This is a genomic window from Clostridium oryzae (assembly GCF_002029235.1).
GTDB classification, from domain to species: domain Bacteria; phylum Bacillota; class Clostridia; order Clostridiales; family Clostridiaceae; genus Clostridium_AE; species Clostridium_AE oryzae.
Window position 1 is genome coordinate 1 of the sequence record NZ_MZGV01000004.1, and the last position, 20,571, is coordinate 20,571.

At 33.4% G+C, this 20,571-nt stretch carries 21 protein-coding genes; 19 read left to right on the forward strand and 2 right to left on the reverse strand.

What is annotated here, in order from left to right:
• Positions 1–290 precede the first annotated feature (290 nt).
• Positions 291–1,733 carry a DDE-type integrase/transposase/recombinase gene (locus CLORY_RS02830; protein WP_079422007.1) on the reverse strand — a complete coding sequence of 481 codons (1,443 nt, stop codon included), beginning with the start codon at positions 1,731–1,733 and terminating at the stop codon, positions 291–293.
• Between the two features lie 383 nt (positions 1,734–2,116).
• On the opposite strand from CLORY_RS02830, the gene CLORY_RS02835 reads away from it, so the two are divergent.
• The 7 genes from CLORY_RS02835 to CLORY_RS02865 all read left to right on the forward strand — a co-directional run bounded on the left by CLORY_RS02835 (position 2,117) and on the right by CLORY_RS02865 (position 8,259).
• Positions 2,117–2,380 carry a CD3324 family protein gene (locus CLORY_RS02835; RefSeq protein ID WP_079422008.1) on the forward strand — a complete coding sequence of 88 codons (264 nt, stop codon included), beginning with the start codon at positions 2,117–2,119 and terminating at the stop codon, positions 2,378–2,380.
• Positions 2,381–2,546: 166 nt separating this feature from the next.
• Positions 2,547–3,338, forward strand: coding sequence for a class I SAM-dependent methyltransferase (locus CLORY_RS02840; RefSeq protein ID WP_079422009.1), 792 nt, complete (start codon positions 2,547–2,549; stop codon positions 3,336–3,338).
• A gap of 313 nt (positions 3,339–3,651) precedes the next feature.
• Positions 3,652–4,398 carry a tRNA pseudouridine(38-40) synthase TruA gene (truA, locus tag CLORY_RS02845; protein WP_079422010.1) on the forward strand — a complete coding sequence of 249 codons (747 nt, stop codon included), beginning with the start codon at positions 3,652–3,654 and terminating at the stop codon, positions 4,396–4,398.
• A gap of 536 nt (positions 4,399–4,934) precedes the next feature.
• On the forward strand, positions 4,935–5,585 hold the full coding sequence (locus CLORY_RS02850) for a TetR/AcrR family transcriptional regulator (protein ID WP_169911504.1): 651 nt from the start codon (positions 4,935–4,937) through the stop codon (positions 5,583–5,585).
• 113 nt (positions 5,586–5,698) lie between these two features.
• The gene (locus CLORY_RS02855) at positions 5,699–6,463 is read left to right on the forward strand and encodes a CPBP family intramembrane glutamic endopeptidase (RefSeq protein ID WP_079422012.1); all 765 of its coding nucleotides are present in this window, start codon (positions 5,699–5,701) and stop codon (positions 6,461–6,463) included.
• A 205-nt stretch (positions 6,464–6,668) separates the two neighbouring features.
• Complete coding sequence (locus CLORY_RS02860; RefSeq protein ID WP_079422013.1) at positions 6,669–7,055, forward strand: iron chaperone; 387 nt, start codon at positions 6,669–6,671, stop codon at positions 7,053–7,055.
• Positions 7,056–7,290: 235 nt separating this feature from the next.
• A complete protein-coding gene (locus CLORY_RS02865; RefSeq protein WP_079422014.1) occupies positions 7,291–8,259 on the forward strand; it encodes a DUF2087 domain-containing protein in 969 nt (322 codons plus the stop codon).
• A 141-nt stretch (positions 8,260–8,400) separates the two neighbouring features.
• Here the strand turns inward: CLORY_RS02865 and CLORY_RS02870 are convergent, their stop codons facing one another.
• On the reverse strand, positions 8,401–8,952 hold the full coding sequence (locus tag CLORY_RS02870; protein ID WP_079422015.1) for a TetR/AcrR family transcriptional regulator: 552 nt from the start codon (positions 8,950–8,952) through the stop codon (positions 8,401–8,403).
• Positions 8,953–9,098: 146 nt separating this feature from the next.
• On the opposite strand from CLORY_RS02870, the gene CLORY_RS02875 reads away from it, so the two are divergent.
• The 12 genes from CLORY_RS02875 (at position 9,099) to CLORY_RS02930 (ending at position 20,524) form a co-directional block, all read left to right on the forward strand.
• Positions 9,099–10,007, forward strand: coding sequence for a ketopantoate reductase family protein (locus tag CLORY_RS02875; protein ID WP_079422016.1), 909 nt, complete (start codon positions 9,099–9,101; stop codon positions 10,005–10,007).
• A 184-nt stretch (positions 10,008–10,191) separates the two neighbouring features.
• Entirely contained in the window at positions 10,192–11,079 is an 888-nt protein-coding gene (locus tag CLORY_RS02880; RefSeq protein ID WP_079422017.1) for a bifunctional helix-turn-helix transcriptional regulator/GNAT family N-acetyltransferase, read from the forward strand.
• Positions 11,080–11,213: 134 nt separating this feature from the next.
• Complete coding sequence (locus tag CLORY_RS02885) at positions 11,214–11,840, forward strand: TetR/AcrR family transcriptional regulator (protein WP_079422018.1); 627 nt, start codon at positions 11,214–11,216, stop codon at positions 11,838–11,840.
• Positions 11,841–11,853: 13 nt separating this feature from the next.
• Positions 11,854–12,687: an alpha/beta fold hydrolase gene (locus tag CLORY_RS02890; RefSeq protein WP_079422019.1), complete on the forward strand. Its 834-nt coding sequence runs from the start codon at positions 11,854–11,856 to the stop codon at positions 12,685–12,687.
• A 213-nt stretch (positions 12,688–12,900) separates the two neighbouring features.
• On the forward strand, positions 12,901–13,209 hold the full coding sequence (locus tag CLORY_RS02895; protein ID WP_079422020.1) for an MGMT family protein: 309 nt from the start codon (positions 12,901–12,903) through the stop codon (positions 13,207–13,209).
• 373 nt (positions 13,210–13,582) lie between these two features.
• Complete coding sequence (locus CLORY_RS02900) at positions 13,583–14,140, forward strand: hypothetical protein (RefSeq protein WP_079422021.1); 558 nt, start codon at positions 13,583–13,585, stop codon at positions 14,138–14,140.
• A gap of 141 nt (positions 14,141–14,281) precedes the next feature.
• On the forward strand, positions 14,282–15,049 hold the full coding sequence (locus CLORY_RS02905; protein WP_079422022.1) for a GNAT family N-acetyltransferase: 768 nt from the start codon (positions 14,282–14,284) through the stop codon (positions 15,047–15,049).
• 585 nt (positions 15,050–15,634) lie between these two features.
• Positions 15,635–15,997: a GNAT family N-acetyltransferase gene (locus tag CLORY_RS02910; protein WP_079422023.1), complete on the forward strand. Its 363-nt coding sequence runs from the start codon at positions 15,635–15,637 to the stop codon at positions 15,995–15,997.
• Between the two features lie 73 nt (positions 15,998–16,070).
• The gene (locus tag CLORY_RS02915) at positions 16,071–16,532 is read left to right on the forward strand and encodes a GNAT family N-acetyltransferase (protein WP_079422024.1); all 462 of its coding nucleotides are present in this window, start codon (positions 16,071–16,073) and stop codon (positions 16,530–16,532) included.
• 264 nt (positions 16,533–16,796) lie between these two features.
• Positions 16,797–17,066 carry a CD3324 family protein gene (locus CLORY_RS02920; protein WP_242954316.1) on the forward strand — a complete coding sequence of 90 codons (270 nt, stop codon included), beginning with the start codon at positions 16,797–16,799 and terminating at the stop codon, positions 17,064–17,066.
• Between the two features lie 148 nt (positions 17,067–17,214).
• Entirely contained in the window at positions 17,215–17,622 is a 408-nt protein-coding gene (locus CLORY_RS02925) for a serine hydrolase domain-containing protein (RefSeq protein WP_079422025.1), read from the forward strand.
• Positions 17,623–18,058: 436 nt separating this feature from the next.
• The gene (locus CLORY_RS02930; protein ID WP_079422026.1) at positions 18,059–20,524 is read left to right on the forward strand and encodes a helix-turn-helix transcriptional regulator; all 2,466 of its coding nucleotides are present in this window, start codon (positions 18,059–18,061) and stop codon (positions 20,522–20,524) included.
• The last annotated feature ends 47 nt before the right edge of the window (positions 20,525–20,571 follow it).

Genomic DNA, 20,571 nt, shown 5'->3' on the forward strand with positions numbered 1-20,571 from the left:
GATAGTGTAAAGTTTGCTATGAAAAAAATTTAGAGAAAAAAAGTAGGATTGAAAAGAGAAAAAGAAGAAAAAAAGCAAGGAAAAATAGGTAGGTGAAGGAAGCCGCCACCCTTGACAGCATGACAAATTAATGCAGTGAGGAAAGTATTAACGGCGAAGGAACTCAAAAACAGAGAGATATAACCGTCAATATCACAGCATTATAGCATTAATTTATCAACACCATCAAGGGCAAGTCCAAAGGATGGCTAAGTATTCAATTACGGCTCAGGAAGCTAAAAACAGAGAGTTTAACAGTGTTGTTGTTGTTCCTGTAAATCAAGAATAGCAAGCTGACCTAGCCGAATGAGAATTTGCCACTTTGCAGGCATATTGTCAGCTAAACTAAATTCCTTAAGCTCATTAAGAGGACGCCAGTAGTTATATGGATGAGGACGAAGGAAATTGTAGTAAGCAACCCAAAGAGATACGCCATAAAGAGCACCGTTTTCACTGCCATAACCGCAAGTAACACGATAGGATGACTTGAAAGTACGATTAAGGCGTTCGATAACTTGCTTAACCCAACGAAACTCAGAGGTAACAGCATCATCGTTAGTAAGTCCAATAACTTGAGTGATATCGAAATCCCAACCTTTTTCAAGTTTAAATTGTTGAGCAGCAAGAGGATAGGCACTATAGCCGTCCGCAATGAATTTTAAAGCCTTACTAGGGAATTGTTTGAACTTGTTAAAAGCCATGCGCATAGCAAGAATACAAGGCCCGACAGCGCGGTTATCAGAGACTTGGTAGCCAAGGATAGATTTCTTACAGGTGTCCATGATAAACCAAACATAATGCTTAATCCCTTTAACCTTAATATATGTTTCATCAGCAGAAAGGATGTTGGAAGGTTTATAGTTAAAGCTATCTACAAATGGTTTGATGACAGCAGCTGCGGTAGTAGCATAGTGAGCAACCATGGTATGAGAGATCTTAATACCATGAACTTCTTCAAGGGCATGAGCAGTCTGTCTAGTTGAGAGTTTAAGATTAACGTGATAAGTAAGGCAAAGCCCCATAATATGAGGATTGAACTTCTTAAAACTAAAATTGATAGCTCTAGCAGGAAGAGAATTTAAGTCCATCTTAAAAAAATCCACAGTAAATTCACGGTAGATGTAGTGAAGCTTGTATTTATGCTTGTCAGCAGGAGGTAAATCTTTAGGAAGCTTAGAAATATTTTTGAGATAGTAAGAACACTTGGGATTAACACATTTGTGGACACGAAAATGCTTACGATCCTTTTTAGCATCAAGAGTACGACCACAATAAGGGCAAACAAAAACCACCGGTTTAGTAACATGATTAGACTGATGGAAGGTCTGTCCGCAAACTTTGCACTGATACTGCCCCTTAGCTCCATTGTTATCATAAATGTAGTCATGAGGAGCACCACACTTAGGACAAATGATGTACTCAGGAATAGACTTACCATTACGGCGGTTAATAGGTTTAACAAGCTTATTGTATTTGTGTTTATAGTAAGCTAAAAGAAGCTGATAATCTATCTTCTCAAAACGAAGAATCTTAGGTAGCTTGTCAACTTTAAACTTTTGGTAATCCGGACTATTAGAATCCTCAAAAGCCCATTGCTTAAGAGGAATATGTTTAGCAATAAATAAAACAAGTTGAAAAATAGTTTTTAAAAGATATTGATTATATAAAAGTAAATACGTTATAATTGAATCCATACAATGACAACCTTTCTTGTTTATTTTTGTTTGGTCGAAAATTCAATTATAACATGAAATTGGGGGTCATTGTTTTTTTTATACAAAAAAACTCTGTAACCCTTGATATATAAAGAAATTTTTAAAAGAGTAGTGTAAAAAACTTTACACTAACTAATTAATATTGGGGGGAAAAAAATGAAGATGATTCGTTTGAATCTATGTTTTTTCAGTGGTAGTGCAGATTCAGGGAAGAAGCTCTATGCAGAATCAGTCTTATAGACAATGGCGATAACTGCATAGAGAATCTTTTAATCGCCTTTTTCATTCTAATTTTCAAATGTTAATAAGGCTGATTTTGCATCTTTTACTTGACTATTTACGAAGTAAAGGAGCAAATTAGAATGAAGTATATAAATGCCACAGAGGTATTACCTTTTGACTTACTTAGCGAAATTCAGAAATATATAGCTGGGGAGATATTGTATATCCCGCAACCAGAAGGTAAAAAAAATTCTTGGGGAAGCAGAACTGGTACAAGACAAGAGATTATAACTAGGAACAAACAAATTAAATTAGAAAAAGAAAATGGTAGAAGTATTGAGGAACTTATGACAAAATACAATCTTTCTTATGATGCAATTAAAAAAATCGTGTACTTAAAGTAGTATTAAAATATGAAACCTCTGTGGGCTAAAACTTGCAGAGGTTTTGTGCATAAAATAACTATAGAGATTTGTTACCTTTCGCTATAAAAAAATATAATTTAAAATAAGAGCATGTACAATTTTGGAAAATATGGGCTTATGATTATTATATTTCGGAGGTAAAGTTATGTTTAGACAAGATAAAATAATTGATGATTGGAATAATTGTTCTGATGAGTACTTCAGCAAAACCAAATTTGATGAACTTTTTTTGGCTCTTGAGAAAGACCCCTATAAGGGTTTCCCGCATGCTATGGCAGAAATGATAAAAGAATATTATCCTGACTTAAAGGGAAAGAATGTTTGTGTTCCATCATGTGGAGACAGCACTGCAGTGTATGGTTTTTGTGGTTTGGGAGCAAACGTGACAGCTACGGATATTTCATACAAGCAAGTTGAAAATGGAGAGAAAATTGCTAAAGAAAGAAATTTTAATGTAAAGTATTATGTCTGTGACAGTATGAAACTAAATGAACTCTCAGACAATACCTATGATTTAGTTTATACTTCTAATGGTGTTCATGTTTGGATTAATGATTTGAATGCGATGTATAGCAATGTTTACCGTATATTAAAAAAAGGAGGTAAATATATGCTTTTTGACACACATCCCTTTTCTCGGCCTTTTGACCCAAAAGTATATAAGGGAATTTTTAAAGTCATTAAACGCTATGAAGATGTGGGGCCGTTTGGAGAAGTTCCAACTTTCGCTTGGCGAATACAAGATTATGTCAACGCTTTGACTAAATCAGGCTTTATTATTGAGAGGATGGAAGAATTTCATAGTGTTATTGAAGATATTCCAGCCTGTAGCTACTTATTTGAAGAAGCTGATACTAACCATGATAACTTTAATTGGCACAATAATCCATGGGCTGCTTTACCCCAGTGTCTTGGATTATGCAGCCAGAAAATTTGAAAATAAGAACAATTATATATAATTTGGCTTATTTTGATATAATACTTATTTCTAGCAGCAACTTAAAAAAGTCCACGTTATAACCGTTACGGTGAACCGTACTATAAGTAAGGGAGGCTCTTGTAAAAGCAAGCTGAATGAAAGGTTCTAACAGGAGGAGTATATGCCTAGAGGTGCAATTGATTGAGACAAGAGATTTTTCTAAAGAGAGTAAGCCTGGTAAATAATTTCCAATAACAAAGTTTACATATATGAACTTATCTTAATATATGATAAAATGTATTGATTGGTATTCAGGAAAAGGAGGACTCAAATGCAAAATTATAAGATGATGATAGCCTATGATGGTAGAAAATATATAGGATTTAATAAATTTAAAGATAACTTGGAAAAGAGTATTCAAGGTAAGTTAGAATTGATATTATCAAAGCTCTATGAAAAAGAGGTAGAGGTTATTGGCGCAGTTAACACCGATGCTGGAGTACATGCTAAAGGGCAAATTGTTAACTTTACGGCACCAGATAGTCGGTTAAGCGCAAAAGAAATTTTTGATTATTTCGAAAAATATTTAACTGATGATATTATTATATTATCAGTAGAAGCAGTTGATGAAAGATTTCATAGTAGATATTTAATGAAAAGTTTAACTTACGAATATCGATTATGGAAGAAAGATGCTCCTAATCGTCCTTTGTTTGAAAGACAATATGTTAACTTAATGAATCAAACAATAGATGTAGCTAAAAGTAAAGAAGCTGCAAAGCACCTTGTAGGTGAACATGATTTCTTAGCTTTTACTACTAATAAGAAAACAAAGAAATCAATTAAAAAAATACTTTCTATTGACGTAAGAGAAACTAGACATGAAATTATTATTACGATGAAAGCAAATGGATTTTTATTAAATATGGAAAGATTGATAGTAGGTACATTAATTCAAGTGGGGCTTGGTCAATTGCCTATGAATACAATTGAAAAAGCGTTCAAGTCTAGAGATATGAATGATGTAGGTCATAAAGCTAGTGCAGAAGCGCTTTGTTTATTAAGTGTTGAATACTAGTACATATATTTTATTTAAGTCTATGTTATATATGTGCAGTGAACCATACCATAAATGATTAGTTATTAACCTGGAGAACAATCTCCAGGCTTTTTCATGTATAGAAAAATAAGTATTACAGCTTTTCAAGTGCCACCCTCGTGACAAGTGACAAAAACCCCTGTTATACTTGTTACGAAGAACCGTACCACAAGTAAATGAGGTTCTCAATAAATTTGGTATCGAGTTTTTAAAACAGTTATATCATAAATAAAGAAAATTCTTTTGGTATAGGAGTCTGATATGGTTCGGTTCCACCAATGACACCCACGACATATTTGTGTTGTGGGTGTTCTCCTTTTTTCAAGCATCATTTCAAACAGAGTATAAAACGTGTGGTGTAAGCATATTTGCAAGGAACTTGGCACAAATATAACAAAATTATTATTGCAAAAGATGAGAATGATCTCATTTTTATATTGAAATTAAAAGTTATTTGGATTATTATAGAAACACGAAGATGAGATAAGTCTCATTTTAATAAGGAGGAAAATATATTGCCAAAAGTAAAGGAAGGGTACTTTGAAGAAAAGAAGGCACAAATATTAGATGCAGCTTTTATAATATTTAAACGAAAGCCATTATACGAAATGACAATGCTAGATGTTATAAATGAGGCGGGGCTTAGCAAGGGGGGGATATACAGGTATTTTAACGATATTGATGCAGTAATTATTGCTTTAATTAATAGGGAAACGGCTCAAAACAATTATAAGCATAAAATTGATGAGATAATTACAAACACAGATACTACAGCGGGTAAAGTTGAGAATTTATTTATTTTCCTGGGAGACTATTTAAAGAATAGTCCAGCAACACTTGGCAAAATTCAATTTGAACTAACTGTATTAATAACAAATCATCCGGAAAAAGCTGATAAGTATTTAAGTAACCTTACAGAACAGGAAAATGGACAATATCTTGTTAATGTGCTTTTAAATAAGATAAGGGAAGGGGTAAATAACGGTGAATTTAAACCTATCTATCCATTAAGTGATATCATTTCTTATATTATGTCATCAATCGATGGAGTTGTTAAACAAGCGGTAATGAAAAAGTGCTATGGATCAAATTTAGGTAATATAGATGAAACAAAGATTTTTAGGATTATATCAGATTCCGTTTTATACTTATTAGGTAAAAAATAAGCAGCAATTAGTAATAAAAGCAGATGTGAACAATTGACACTGTAATAATACGAGAATTTGAGTAATATGAACTAATTCAATTTATATAATGATTCGGGGTGGAGGTTTATTAAGTGGGAAATAATTCTAAATCAAAAATTTTTAGATTTTTATTATTAACGTTTGCTATTTCTTGGTTGTGTTGGGGAAGTATAATTGTTGCTAATCAGTTTGAACTATTGCCCTATGGAACTCCTTTAACTATGATCATATTTGGGATAGGAGGGAATGGAGCTCCAATTGCAAGTTATATCTTATTAAGAAAATGGGGAGAAATCGATGGATTTAAAGATTTCCTAAAACGTAATTTTGGTTTTAAAGCATCTACATGGCATTATGGATTGATTCTGATTTTACTGGCGATACATTTTGTTATACCAATATTACTAATGTCCACTAACAGAAAAATGCCAATCTATTTTGGGGTTTTACTGATTCCTATTTTGATTTTTGGTGGAGGTCTTGAAGAGATTGGATGGAGAGGTATTTTACAACCGCATTTGGAGACATTTAATTCATTCATCACATCGACAATTATTGTGGCTGCAATTTGGTCCATATGGCATTTGCCTTTATGGTTCATAAGAGGCGCAGCTCAATCTGGAAAAAACTATTTAATGTTTTGTGTTCTTGTTCTGGGATTATCATTTACATTAGCAGTAATACGTAGATGTACTAATAATGTATTCCTGTGTATTTTATTTCATAGTTGCATCGATAGTTTCTCGACTGTATTCAAGTTACAACAAGGCTTAAGCACTATTATCACCACTATTTTAGAAGTTGTTTTGGCTTTATTCATAATACAGACTAAATGGTGCCAGCCTCGTGACAAGTGACAATGGAAATCTATCTGTTAAATCTGGCTATATACAGATTATTTTATGTATAAGTTTATTCTTAACTTTGGAATCATATAGTTATTACATCATATGTACTACTACTTACAAATTTCTATTTGCTTATGATTTTTGAACTATTTAATTAATTGAACAAAACTAGCATATTAGCTCACTTTATGGATTTACGATGAAAGGAGAAGTTATGGAAGAAAATAAGATTACATACAAATCAATTGACGAATATATTTTACAATTCTCTCCTGAAGTTCAAGAGATACTTAAGACATTAAGAAAAGTTATAAAAGAAGCTGCGCCAGATGCAGAAGAGAAGATAAGTTGGGGCATGCCTACTTTTGTACTACATGGGAACTTGGTACATTTTGCAGCTTATAAAAATCATATAGGATTCTATCCATCTCCTAGTGGAATTGATGCATTTAAGGAGGAACTGTCTGAATATAAAGGAGCAAAAGGATCAGTGCAATTTCCTATAAAAAAATTAATACCGTATGAACTAATAAGCAAAATAGTTAGATTTAGAGCTGCTGAAAATATAAAAAATGCACAAGAGAAATTAAAGAAGAAATAAATTATATGTAAATATATATTATAATATTGAAAGCTCTTATCTTAGTAACATGGATAAGAGCATTTTTTTCAAGGAGGCAGTAATGATGATAGGGATATAATCTTTTTTAAGAGAGTGTAGAAGGATAAAGTCTTTACCAATAAATGGAAACGCTATATTTACTATAAAGGTATAGTTGACAAAGATAAAAGAAAAATGTTATCATGTCTATGAAATTGGTAGACAGGAGAAAGAAATGGAAGAGTTTATTCGTAGTGCAACTATAGAAGACTTTAAAAGAGGTTATGTATGGGATGGTAAAAAAGCAGAATTCATTTGTTTGGTATGTGGAGAATATATTGGTGAAAATGAAGATAGAGTAAATATTCACACTACAAACCATGGAAATCCTATTGAGAGGCTGCTAATGCTGGACAAGAAATACACAGGGTTGACTGAAATTCAAAAAGAGTTTTTAGATATGGTATCCAATAAATATAGTGATAAAGAAATAGCAATAAAGCTTGCATGTGCAGAATCCACAGTAAGAAATATGAGGTTTGCATTGAGAGAAAGGGCAAGACAAGCACGGGCATTTTTGGCGGTTATGGAATTAGCTGAGGAAAAGATGCCCCAAATAACAAATCCTAAGCTTCGTGTTTTCCCTGTTAAAGAAGAGAAAAGAAAAGCATTATTACCAAGGTTTGCTGATTTGTTTGAGCCTGATAGAGAATATACGGAAGCTGAAGTAAAGAAAATTATTAAAACTATTTATGAAGATGATGCAATAATAAGACGATACTTGGTAGACTATGGATATTTAAGCAGAACCAATGATGGAAGCAAATATTATAAGAATTGTGAGGAAAATATTATGAGCAATATAAATAAGAAAGAAATCATAAATAACTATAAACAGCAAGAAATAGAGATGGGTATAATTCAAATATATAATAAGGTTAATGGATACTCTTATGTAGATATATGCACAAATTTATATAAGCCCTTTGAATCAATTAAGTTTCAATTAAATATTGGCAAGGTTAAGTTTAAAAAATTACAAGAAGATTGGGCTGCTTTTGGAGAAGATGCCTTTGAGTTAAAAGTTGTAGAAAAACTTAAACCTAATGAAGGCGCTACAGATAAGGAAAAGATTGATGATTTAAAAGAACTTTTAAATATGTGGATTGAAAGTCAAGGAGATAACCTAAAGTTATATAAATAAATATGGTATATAGTGGTGCCACCCTCGTGACAAGTGACAATTATCTTTTCCTATGATGTCGAATGATAACACTTTGTTATTTAGCAGGAACATATAAGCAGTAAAATTTGTGCATTTCGACAGCTCGCAGAAATATGGTCATCATTTTTTAGAATACGGCGTTATCCCATTTTTATATAGGTTATCTACTAACTTGAATAATTCTTCTGACGATAAATCCTTTTCTTGTCGTATCCAAAGGCGAAATAAGGAAAGTGACGTTGATATGTAAAACTCAATCAAGTATGGAGTTAAAGAATTATATTCTGGAAAGTTCAAGCCCAAGCTATCAAAGGGAATTTCTCTTTTCAAGCGTTCTAAAAAATGAATGCTTCCATAATCACCCAAGAGAGCCTTGAGAACTGAGATATGCTCGCTGTTTTCCAAACAATGAAGTGCATTTTGGATAGGATCCGTAGATGCATTGTTATTGGCCAATCCCTCTTTCATGTCTTTTAATAAATCATTTTCAACAAAGTCTAATAATTTGTAAATATCAGCGAAGTATTGATAAAAGGTGCTGCGGTTATATCCCGACTTGTTAGCAATATCTTGAATCGAAATTTTTTCAATGGGCTTTTGACTATATAACTCACAAAAAACATTTATAAACCTTTGTCTTGTTTTCTCTGTAATTTCGGGTTGCTTTCTCATTTTATTCTCCTTTTGTGGACAAAAATATCATCCAACAAATAATAAAAAACTGATGTTTGATAAAGCTATAATAAAGCTATACAATTTAATTATACAACGCGTTGTCTTACAGTCAAAAGAAAATATTATAAATAGGAGAGATTTGTATGGCAGTAAAACAAAATAGAGTATTAATTTTTGGCGCAGGGGTTATAGGGAGCATATACGCAATGAAATTCATCGAAGCAGGGATTGATGTTACTATGTTTGCACGTTCTAATAGATTTAAAACATTGAAAGAAAATGGACTACAATATAATGACAAAGGTGCGGTTAAATCTATAAAAGTAAATGTCATTGATACGCTTGAAAATGATGATGTATATGATTATATTTTCATTACAGTTCGCTACGATCAATCCGAATCAGCGTTGTTAGCACTAAAAGATAATCAAAGCAAAAATATAGTTACGATGACAAACAATTCAATTGGGTTTTCGACCTGGCAAGATATTGTTGGAGATAGGCTTTTACCAGCCTTTCCAGGCGTTGGCGGACAGATTAAAGATGGAATATTGAATGCTCGAATTCCACCGAAGGTTCTAGTTGCTACTATGTTTGGAGAAATTAGTGGGTTAGAGACAGAACGTGTAAAAAACCTCGCGAAATTATTTAAAACAGCAAAACTTCCTTATGAAATTAATAAGGATATGAATGCGTATCTAATAACACATTCTGTATCGGACATTGCGTTGCTTGGCGGTTTATATTTTGAAAATAATACAATTGACGAAGAAGTAGCTACAACCAGAAAAACGGCACACAAAATAACAATCACTTTAAAAGCGTATTTAAGGGGAATACAAAAGGCTGGTGTTGCTATTAATCCATCTGCATTTAAAATTGCACTTAAATGTCCAAATTTAATTCTGGATTTTTTCTTTATGATGTGGGTAAGCAGTAAAATGGTGAAGGATATGATGCTACCAGATTATGCGAATAGTGCAAACAACGAAGTTGTGAAACTTAATAACGATTTACTGAAGTTTTTAAGTCAAAAGGATGTTACACTATAAGAATGAAGGCAGATATAAGGTGGTTAACAATTGAACTTAATATAAGTGATAACTTAATAATGTATCTAAGTAATGGAGGAGAATCAAATTCGGATGGAACTGAAGGAGATTCTCCTTTTTAACTTGCTGCAAATATGAAAGTGGAGTATAATTGTTGATAATATCAACAAATTCGGAGGCGGATATGAATAAAGAAGAAATAATTAGAAAAGAAATAAGATTAATTGTGAGAGAATTAGGTTTACTTAATCGCAATTGTTTCAATTCTGACATGACACTTGCCCAAGCGCACATATTAAATTATCTAAGACAAAATGGAAAAACTCCTTTTAATGAATTACTAATAAATTTAGGCATTGATAAGGCCTCACTAAGTAGAATAATTAGTAATTTGGAAGCTAAAAATTACCTAGAACTAAAGAAGTCTGAAATTGATAAAAGAATGAAAGATATTTGTATTCTTCCATTAGGAATGGCAGCTATAAATGATGGAGATTATAAAGCAAATAAATTTATTAATGAAATTTTAAACTTAGGAGATATTGAAGATACAGAAGATATTATAAGAGCTTTTAGAGCATTTCGCATTCTTGCGCTAAAGAACAATCTTAATAAGAATGATTCTAGAATCTTAGTAGAAAGAATTTCAGAAAATTATATGGCAGACGCAATTAAATTAGCGATAGAGGTATTTACTAATGAGCAAGGTATTCCAGCAGAATTGGTTCCAGTTAATGATAACTTAAAACCAATTTGGTGGTGTGCAAGAGTAGGAGAAGATATTATTGGAGTAGCAGCAGCATGGAAAGAAAAAGATAAATGGCATTGGGGAAGATTTGCTGTTGATAAAAGATTAAGAGGTATGGGCATTGGCCAGAAGATAGCAATATTTTCATTAAAAGAAATTTTTAATTCTTATACTGAAGAAATTTATATTGAAGCAAGAGATGCAACTGTAAATATGTTAATGAAATTTGGATGTAAAGTCATTGGAGAAGCAGAAAATTTTTATGATGAACCTGTAACTCCAATAACATTAAACAAGAGCAGCTTTATGAAGAGATGTGACTAGAGTAAAATATCAATTTTAGTTAACTATAATAATGCTACATAAGCGGCTATAAATTTAAGGTCTTCTAAAAAACGGTCAGTAGATTTAAAATAAAATTAATCTACTGACCGTTTGGGTCTATAAAGGAGAATACTATGAACCAAGCATATTTTCAGTTACCATCAGATAAACAAAAAAATTTACTCAATTCTGGATACAAGCTCTTTGCAGCATATCCGTATAAAAAAGCTTCAATGCTTGCAATTGCTAATGAAGCTGATATTTCCAAGTCATTATTGTTCTATTATTTTAAAAACAAAAAGGAATACTATCTGTTTTTATTCGATACTGCCATTGGCTTCCTAGATAAAAAGAAAAAAGAGAGTATTGATAAAAAAATGAATGATTTTTTCCAACTAATCAATATAACCGTGGAACGTAGAATGAAAATTATTTGTGACTATCCATATTTGTACAAGTTTATTACAAGGGCATATTATGAAACATTTGAAGAGGTAGAGCTTGAACTAGATATAAGAAAAAGATTAATGCTGCAAACAGGGGAAGAGGAGATATTAAGTATTATCGATTATGATAAATTTAAAAATCCAAGAGATGTAAAGATATTGCTTGATATAGTTCTTTCTGTGGCAGAGGGGTGTATGCGCGGAATGGAGGAACTGGATATTACAAAGATTCAGGAGAAGGTATGTGAGTTTAGGAATATGATGAATTCTTTGAAAAAGTATTATTACAAAGAAGAATATTTGATTAATCTATAAGGAGGGGTTTACTATGGAGGATAAAACTAGTCATTTGAAATTTCAAAATTTGAATTGCGACATTCATTATTGGTATAAAAAGGGGACAACTAATAAGTGGGTGATATTTTTTCATGGAGCAGGCGTTGATCATGAAATGTTTAGTGAGCAATTTAAGGCATTTGATGAGACCTTTAATTTAATTGCATGGGACGCTCGAGGACACGGTTCGTCTAAATTGGAGCAAGGAAAAAAATTTAAGTTTAAAGATATGATTAGTGACTGCAAAAAGCTATATGAAATTCATAATATTGATAAAGCAATTCTTATAGGACAATCAATGGGTGGCAATTTAGCTCAGGAAATAGCTTATTATTATCCAGAACTAGTAAAAAAATTAGTTCTAATTGATTGTACCCAAAACACAGGTAAGCTCACATTTGTGGAAAAGTGTGTACTGAAATGTACTAAGTTTATATTTAACTGCTATCCATGGAAGCTGCTTATAAAGCAGAGTTCTAATGCTTGTGGAAATAAAGCTAGTGTAAAGAAATATGTTAAGGATTGCTTTGAAAAGATAGATAAAGAAACCTTTATTGATATCATAATAGATTTAACTGGATGTCTTCACTATGATCCGGAATTCAAGTTTAAAGAACCTGTGTTATTACTTTGTGGTTCAGATGATATAACAGGTAATATTAAGAAGATCGCTGAGCCGTGGGCAAAGAGTGATAGCAATTGTACACTTTATTTTATTGAAAATGCAGGACACAACTCAAATCAAGATAATCCAGAGAAGGTCAATAAGTTGATTATTGACTTTGTGAACGGTGCCACCCTCGTGACAAGTGACAAATATCATTGAAAATGTGGATAAGGTTGAGTGTGACTGTGGATAAATTTTCACGAATTCATTGATGCTTTGTAATAATGATTTGACAATATCAATGCTCATCACTGTGTTGCGTTGACGCACTATTTATTTTTTGTTAGTATTATATCACTAATACAGAATATTAAGATACTGCGTAAAAGTATAATAATTATCCAAGTAAGGATTCATATCAAAGGTGAATATATGAAAAAGATTATGGATGAACAATTAATTTATGAAATACTCTCCGTTGTGGAAGAAATCCCAGAAGGAAAAGTGGCTACGTATGGACAAATTGCTAGACTTATTGGTAGAGACAAGAATGCACGACTTGTGGGGAAGGTCCTTAGCCAAGCAGAGTTTTATGGGAGATATCCATGTCATCGTGTGGTAAATCATGCTGGAAGGTTGGCACCGGGTTGGCAAGAGCAACGATTTCTTCTGTTAGAAGAAGGTGTATCCTTTAAAGATGAGAATCATGTTGATATGAAGAAAAATCAGTGGGATTCTTAGGATGCAGATTAAAGAAGAATAGAATTATTTAAATTCTATAAACTAAAAAAGGAAGGATAATCCTCAGGTGATGGGGTTCTCCTTCCTTTTTTAGTTTATAATTAGTATATGATTAAGATGTTAATAATTTAGAACAATATTGTGTAATGTGGTATAATTACACTAAATTACCAATTGGACTGCAGCTGTATGATTTTATATTGCGCAGTGCTGATAATTTATATTTCGCTAAGAGGTGGTAACATGAAACTTGCTGTTGATTACGCTTCATACAAAGTCTTTTGAGCAAGAGCCAGTATGAAGCTATAATATAAATTTGCCCTATTGGACTTTGTCTTTTATTGTGTAGACTAATAATAAAGGAGAAAGTAAAATGAAAGAAAAAAATATTTGTAGAGTCGGATTAATCGGGAATGAATCCATAATTAGAGATACTGTTGACCTATCAGCTTTAGGGATAAGCTTTTCATCAAAGCCACTCGTAATAGGCGGTTTAGCTATGGAGTATTACGGAATTCGAAACAAGGGAAAAGATATTGATTTTATTATTTCAAATGATGATTATGTAACCTTAGCAAGAAAATATCCTGAGAATAGAAAGGATAAATGGGGTGACTTATTCATCTCATTTGACAATTGTGAGTTGCTTAGGAGCATATTTCGTTTTGATTACGACTTTTTTTCAGAGGGAGCCATTGAATATGAAAAATGCAAAGGTATTTCCATTGAGAAGTTGTTTTTTATGAAGGTACTTGCGTTTGATAATCAACCTGAAGTAGAAAAACATACAAGGGATTACAAGCTTATGTGGGACTATTTCTTAAAGACATTTCAAAACAGAGAATATGTCGCAAATGCCATGAAACATCAGGATGAATATATAAACGCACCTGACGGAACGATTTACAATGGCAATTATCATTTAAAGTAAGCATTTTCAGTATCAAAACTACTATAATATGTTTATATATTGTTCATCAAAATAAAGCATTAATAACAGCTTGTATCAATAGGTGCAAGCTGTTGTTTTTGAATAGATAAATTGGACTTTGTAAGAGAGGAAAATTAAAATATGTGTACTGATTTTATTAACCTAACAACAGAAAATCTTGCTAATGAACATTTATGCTGTATTATACGCAGTAAAAAAGCCCATCAAGGTGTTGAAGAAAAACGACAATGGCTTTCTGATAGACTAAATGAAGGTCATGTTTTTAGAAAGTTAAATGAAAAGGCAACAGTTTTTATTGAATATGCTCCTCTTGAAACAGCTTGGGTTCCTATAACTGGTGATAACTATTACTATATATATTGCTTATGGGTTACAGGTAGCTATAAAGGAAAAGGGTATGGAAAATCACTAATGGAGTATTGTTTGGCAGATGCAAAAGAGAAGGGTAAATCAGGTATTTGCATGCTTGGAGCAAAGAAACAAAAACATTGGCTTTCTGATCAAGGATTTGCGAAAAAGTTTGGTTTTGAGGTTGTTGATACTACTGATAATGGATATGAACTGCTTGCACTTTCTTTTGATGGAACAGCACCAAAGTTCACAGAAAGTGCTAAAAAACAAGAAATTGAATCTAAGGATTTAATAATTTATTATGATGTGCAATGCCCATATATCTATCAAAACATTGAGAAGATAAAACAGCATTGTGAAATAAATGATATTCCTGTATCTTTAATTAAGGTTGATGAACTACAAAAAGCAAAGGAATTGCCTTGTGTTTTTAATAACTATGCTGTGTTTTATAATGGAAGATTTGAGACAGTGAATTTACTAGATACCGGAAGCTTAGAGAGAATGAACAAAAGGTGCCAGCCTCGTGACAAGTGACAAAAATAACAGAGAGAACAATTTGGAATCATCATAAAGTAATGTAGGCGTCAAAACCTATGTGAAGATTTCCAACGCCTACTCACCAATTATATTTATTTACTTTACCAATGGTATCACCACTTTCATAGAATCTAATTATATAGTATCGCTATATAAGGGACATATCAACCTACAACATTTTTCAGAAACAAAAATGAGCCAATCAATTCATATATACCATGTGTTTTTAAAATAATGATAAAGAATTAGAAAGATATAGGAACCATAGAATTAAACTTTGAGGAAAATGTGCAAGAATACTTTATAGAAAAAACGAGTGAGGATATCCAGATGAAGGAGGTTCTTCTTCGTTTATTTTGTTTACTATTAAATATTGTTGCTTAATACATTTGATTAAGAAATGAGAATTTATGGACTATGATATAATTAATATAAATTACTATACGGGCAATTTAAATTTTCTTTGCATTTATTATACAATAACTGCAAAGTTACATTAATTTATTTCTGTTAAGCTAATAGGGAAGGAAGGATGAAAGTGGATTGGCTGGAAAGAATGAATGAAGCGATAAGTTACATAGGATAGATGAAAATCTTTACTCTAAAGTAATTGAAGACAAATTTATGGCTGATTGCTGTTCAAACTTTGCATCTCTAGAGGAATTTTTAGAGCATGGTATTGGATACGTTATAGTACATAATGGAGAGATCATTTCAGGAGCATCATCATATAGTTACTGTGAAGGCAGCATTGAGATTACTATTGGAACAAAAAAAGAATTCAGACGTAAAGGACTCGCACTGGCTGTAGCCTCAAAGTTAATAGTCGAATGTATGGAAAGAAATATTTATCCCGCGTGGGATGCTGCAAATTTAGAATCTGTAGCTCTTGCAGAGAAATTAGGATATCATTTTGACAAGGCATATGAAGTATATTCTATATAATACGAGATATTAAGGTGCCAGCCTCGTGACAAGTGACAAGGGACTAATATCTACAAAAGCAGGAGGTGCATTTATGATATATCTTGAAAAGGTTCAAGAAGAGGATGCTGAAAGAATCTTTGAAATTAAAAGGCTTGCATATACTGATGAGGATACTAAATTTGGAGGGGGAAGAGGGGATAAATTAAAGTATATTGGAAATCTAGGTTTTATTTCATGGTGCATGAACAGATTTCTTCTTTATAAAATAATGTTAGATGGAATTATAATAGGAACATTTTGGCTGGATCATGAAACCGATGATAGAGAACACCACTTTGAAGTACAGGATTTTTGTATAATTCCTGAGTATCATAATAAAGGCTATGGAACAAGGGCACTGGAGCTTATGGAAAAGCTGCATGAGAATATAAAAATATGGTCACTCAGTACATCAATTTTTAGTGTTACGAATCAACACTTATATGAAAAGATGGGATATAAAAGGATTGGACAAACCGAGGGAAAAGTGCTTTACAAAAAGATTATAGAGTAATGGTTATTGTTTACAGTGTATCAATATGATAAAATATTTGAAAGATAAATACTATTACTTTGGATTTTCAGGAATGTTATACGAAGTAGAGTGTTTTATTATCTTCGGAGGTGTGATCATGAAGAATAAAAGAGGCATTTTGCTCTATGCAGGATTAGTCATATAATTCAGCGGTTAATTGTATAGAGTGTAAAAATAATCGCTGTTTCATTTATATATGGCAAGCCTGCAATCTTATTAAATATGATAAGAGGGAGCAGGATTATGGTGAAGTATATAAATGCGAAGGATGTTTTGCCAAAAACATTAATTCTTCAGATACAACAATATGTAGGTGGTAGTATAATTTACATACCTCAAAAGGATAACGACAAAAAATTATGGGGCACCTCTACCAATAGTAGAAATGAAATTGCTAAAAGAAACAGTGAAATCAATGATAAGAAGAAGAACGGTGCAACCATAGATGATCTTATGTCTGAATATCATCTGTCTTATGATACAATAAAGAGTATTGTTTATAGAAAAAAATAGAAGAAAGCAGTCGGTTTATTTGATGAACTGGCTGCTTTTGTGTATTTATAGCTATAATCAATCATTACATATTATTCTCTTATATTCTCATCTATACTTTAATTATAAATTGCAGCATGTCTATATTAAAGTGATGAGGGGATAAAAAATGAAGAGAGCTAAGATGATAGCTAAGATTGATGAAATGTGCAAAAAATATGACAGAAAAGATTATCCGGGTATTGCAGTTGGGGTTGTAGAAAATGGTGAGCTGATATTCAGTAAGGGTTATGGTGAAGCTAACTTGGATTATAGTATTCCTATTGATGAAAATACCGTGTTTCATACTTGTTCTATGGCAAAACAATTTACTACAGCCTGCATTGCCTTATTAATAGAAGAAGGCAAGTTATCATTGGAGCAAGATGTCAGCAGTATACTTAAGCAGTTTAAAAATTGTGGTAAGAAGGTCATCATATATAATTTGTTATATATGACAAATGGGATACCTGATGTATATGATACAGCTTATTTTGTGTGTGTCATACGAGAGGATGAGGGGATTACTCGTGAATAAATGGTGCCAGCAGCAGCTATCAGCATGCTAGGGAACTTTATATCATATTTTTCTCGTAAATTCTTAGCAAAATCCATTTGTAGATGCTTTTAATACTCCACCAACTAAATTGCCTATAATAAAATTTGAATCGTAAATAATCTAATCGAATTTTCCTTTACCTTATTCATACGTGCCGCTAACCTTCTGTTTCGTGCTTCGGAAAACACAATATTCCAGCTATCACTAAGAAAATTGTCGACATTTTTCGTTTAACACAATCTGCAAGCAAAGCATTTTTTATGCCACTTAGATCACAGCATCGATGTTATCAAAGTTGTTTGTCTTAATTTCATGTAGCTCTGTTGTAAAGCAGTTTCAATAATACCACGATAATAAAGTATACAGCCGATACTATATATAAAGAGAATACGCAAAAAAGGAGTATTATTAAAAAATGGACAGGCCAAGGCGTTTAACTAGAAAGAGAATCAACGATCTGCTTTCTGTAATTTATGAATTTCCACTGACAATAGTCGAAGCTCCCGCAGGTTACGGGAAAACCACCGCTGTGAACGATTTTTTATCAAAACATTCAGAAAGGCATCTTTGGATTTCTTTTCAGAAAATAAAGGAGTCAGCAGAGTATTGGAGGAAATTCATAGCAGGACTTTCAAAAATGTGTGGTGACGGCGACAGTGCGCTGAAAAACATGGATTATCCGTCGGACGCGCCCCAAAGGAGCAAACTGCTTACGATTTTGAATAAAGTGGATTTTGTACAACCCGCTATAGTTGTTTTGGATAATTATGAGCTGGTAAAGGATCATCAACTCACTCGGCTCTTATTGGAGATTGTAGAGGATGAAATTGAAAACTTGCATCTTGTTATTCTTACAAGGGATACAACTGAAATTGATTTCGTTTCCTTGTTATCAAAGAGAAAGTGCTATGTGATTTCACAACAGCAGATGAAATTCACAGCCGAAGAAGTTAGAGATTATTGTGTGATAACTAACAATAGCGTTTCAAGAGATGAAATAGAAAAAATCACGGATTATACCGGCGGTTGGATTAGTATGATATACATAATCTTGTTTGGTATGAAGGAGCACATCCCTGTAGGATTGAACAGTACGATTGACGAGCTGATTGAAAAGACACTGTTCAAAATCCTTGATACTGATTCCCGTCATTTTCTTATGCAACTATCAGTTATGGATAGTTTTACAATCAGGCAAGCGGCATTTGTAACCGATAATAAAAATGCAGGCGGACTGTTAAAAAGCCTTCAAAAGAAAAACGCATTTATCTATTTTGATAATCAAGATAGAAAGTTTAAAATCCATCCTATTTTATTAGATTTTCTCGGGTCACGGCAGGATTTTTCAAAAGGAGAACAGAAGGAACTTTACTGCAGGCTTGGTCAATGGCACCTCCAACATAATGAATTGCTAGAAGCATATACATATCTCGCACGCGCGGGAGAAGTAAACATAATCCTCACACATTTGAACAACCCTGTGCCGATCAGGAACCTTTACACAGATTTTGAAGGAGCTGATGAGCTTTTTGCCTCAGTCACAAGGAAACTGCTCTTTGATAAACCGATTGCTTATTTGCGATATCTTTTTTATTCAGTCTTAAAGCAGAAAAAGTCTGTAATTGAGAATCTGGAGGAGTGCATTGCCGAACTGGAAACATACTATATAGGAAAAAAAGATATTAATGAAACCCAAAGAAACCATATTCTTGCTGAGATTCTGTGTGTGCGTAAATTTACGGTATTCAATCGCCTTGCGGAAATGCACACATACAATGATAAAATTATTGGCCTTCTGAATGGGCATCAGTCCTACATTATGTTAAATGTTAACGAGTTCACGTTTGGCTCGCCCCATTACCTTTATATTTATTTCAGGGACGCAGGCTCGCTGAAGGAAATCACCGCTATTTCTCAGCGCAATGCGCACGTCGATTTTTCGGACGGCTGTGGAATGGGCAGCGATTCTTTGGCTACTGCTGAATATGCCTGCGAAACTGGCAATTTTTACAGCGCAATTCTTGAAAGTCAAAAGGCTGTTTATAAGGCAGAGACAAAGTCGCAGTGGAGCGTGATTATCTGCGCAAAATTCAATATGACACGTGCGGCTCTGGCTCTGGGAAAAATTGGCACGGCGCGCGAAATATTGCGGCAGCTCTGCGACGATGCGGAAAAGTTGAACAGATCAGTTTACAGCTCAATGGCGCAGCTTTGCCGTGGCTATGTTTATTCGTTGCTCGGTATGTCGGAAAACATTCCATTATGGCTTAAAAACGGCGACCTGTCTTCTTTGAACATGTTCTTCGGCGGCCTTGGATTTGACAAGCTTGTATATGGAAAAGCACTGCTCGCACAGGGGGAATATCTGAAAATTGAAGCACTTTCCGACAGCTTTTACTCTTCATTTTCAATATTTCAGAACAGGCTCGGCTTTATCCACAATACGATCTTGCTTGCCGCCGCAAAATTTCACCTTTATGGTGTGGATGAAGCCCTACCTGTGCTTTTTGGTGCTTTGGAGATGGCAAAGCCAGATGAAATCGTGCTGCCTTTTGCGGAGTGCGCGGTGCATTTACTGCCCATATTAAAAGCGATGGAGGAAAAACATAAATTCGACGCTTTTACAAACCGCGTGTCGTTTGCTTGCGCGCAGTATGCCGAAAATCTCAGCGACGTTTTCATGCAAAGTCCGGAGCTTACGGAGCGAGAGAAAGATGTCCTTATATTGTTGGCAGATGGCCTGAGTCGAAAAGAAATTGCGGACAGCCTTATCATAGCACCTGCCACAGTTAAACGGCATCTCGAGGATATTTACCGTAAACTGGAAGTCAACGGCAAAGCCGCTGCCGTGAAAGCCGCGTGGATAAAAGGTCTGCTGTAACCCTCCGTTTTTCTAAAAAATGGGCCATTTGGCCCATATGAAATGAA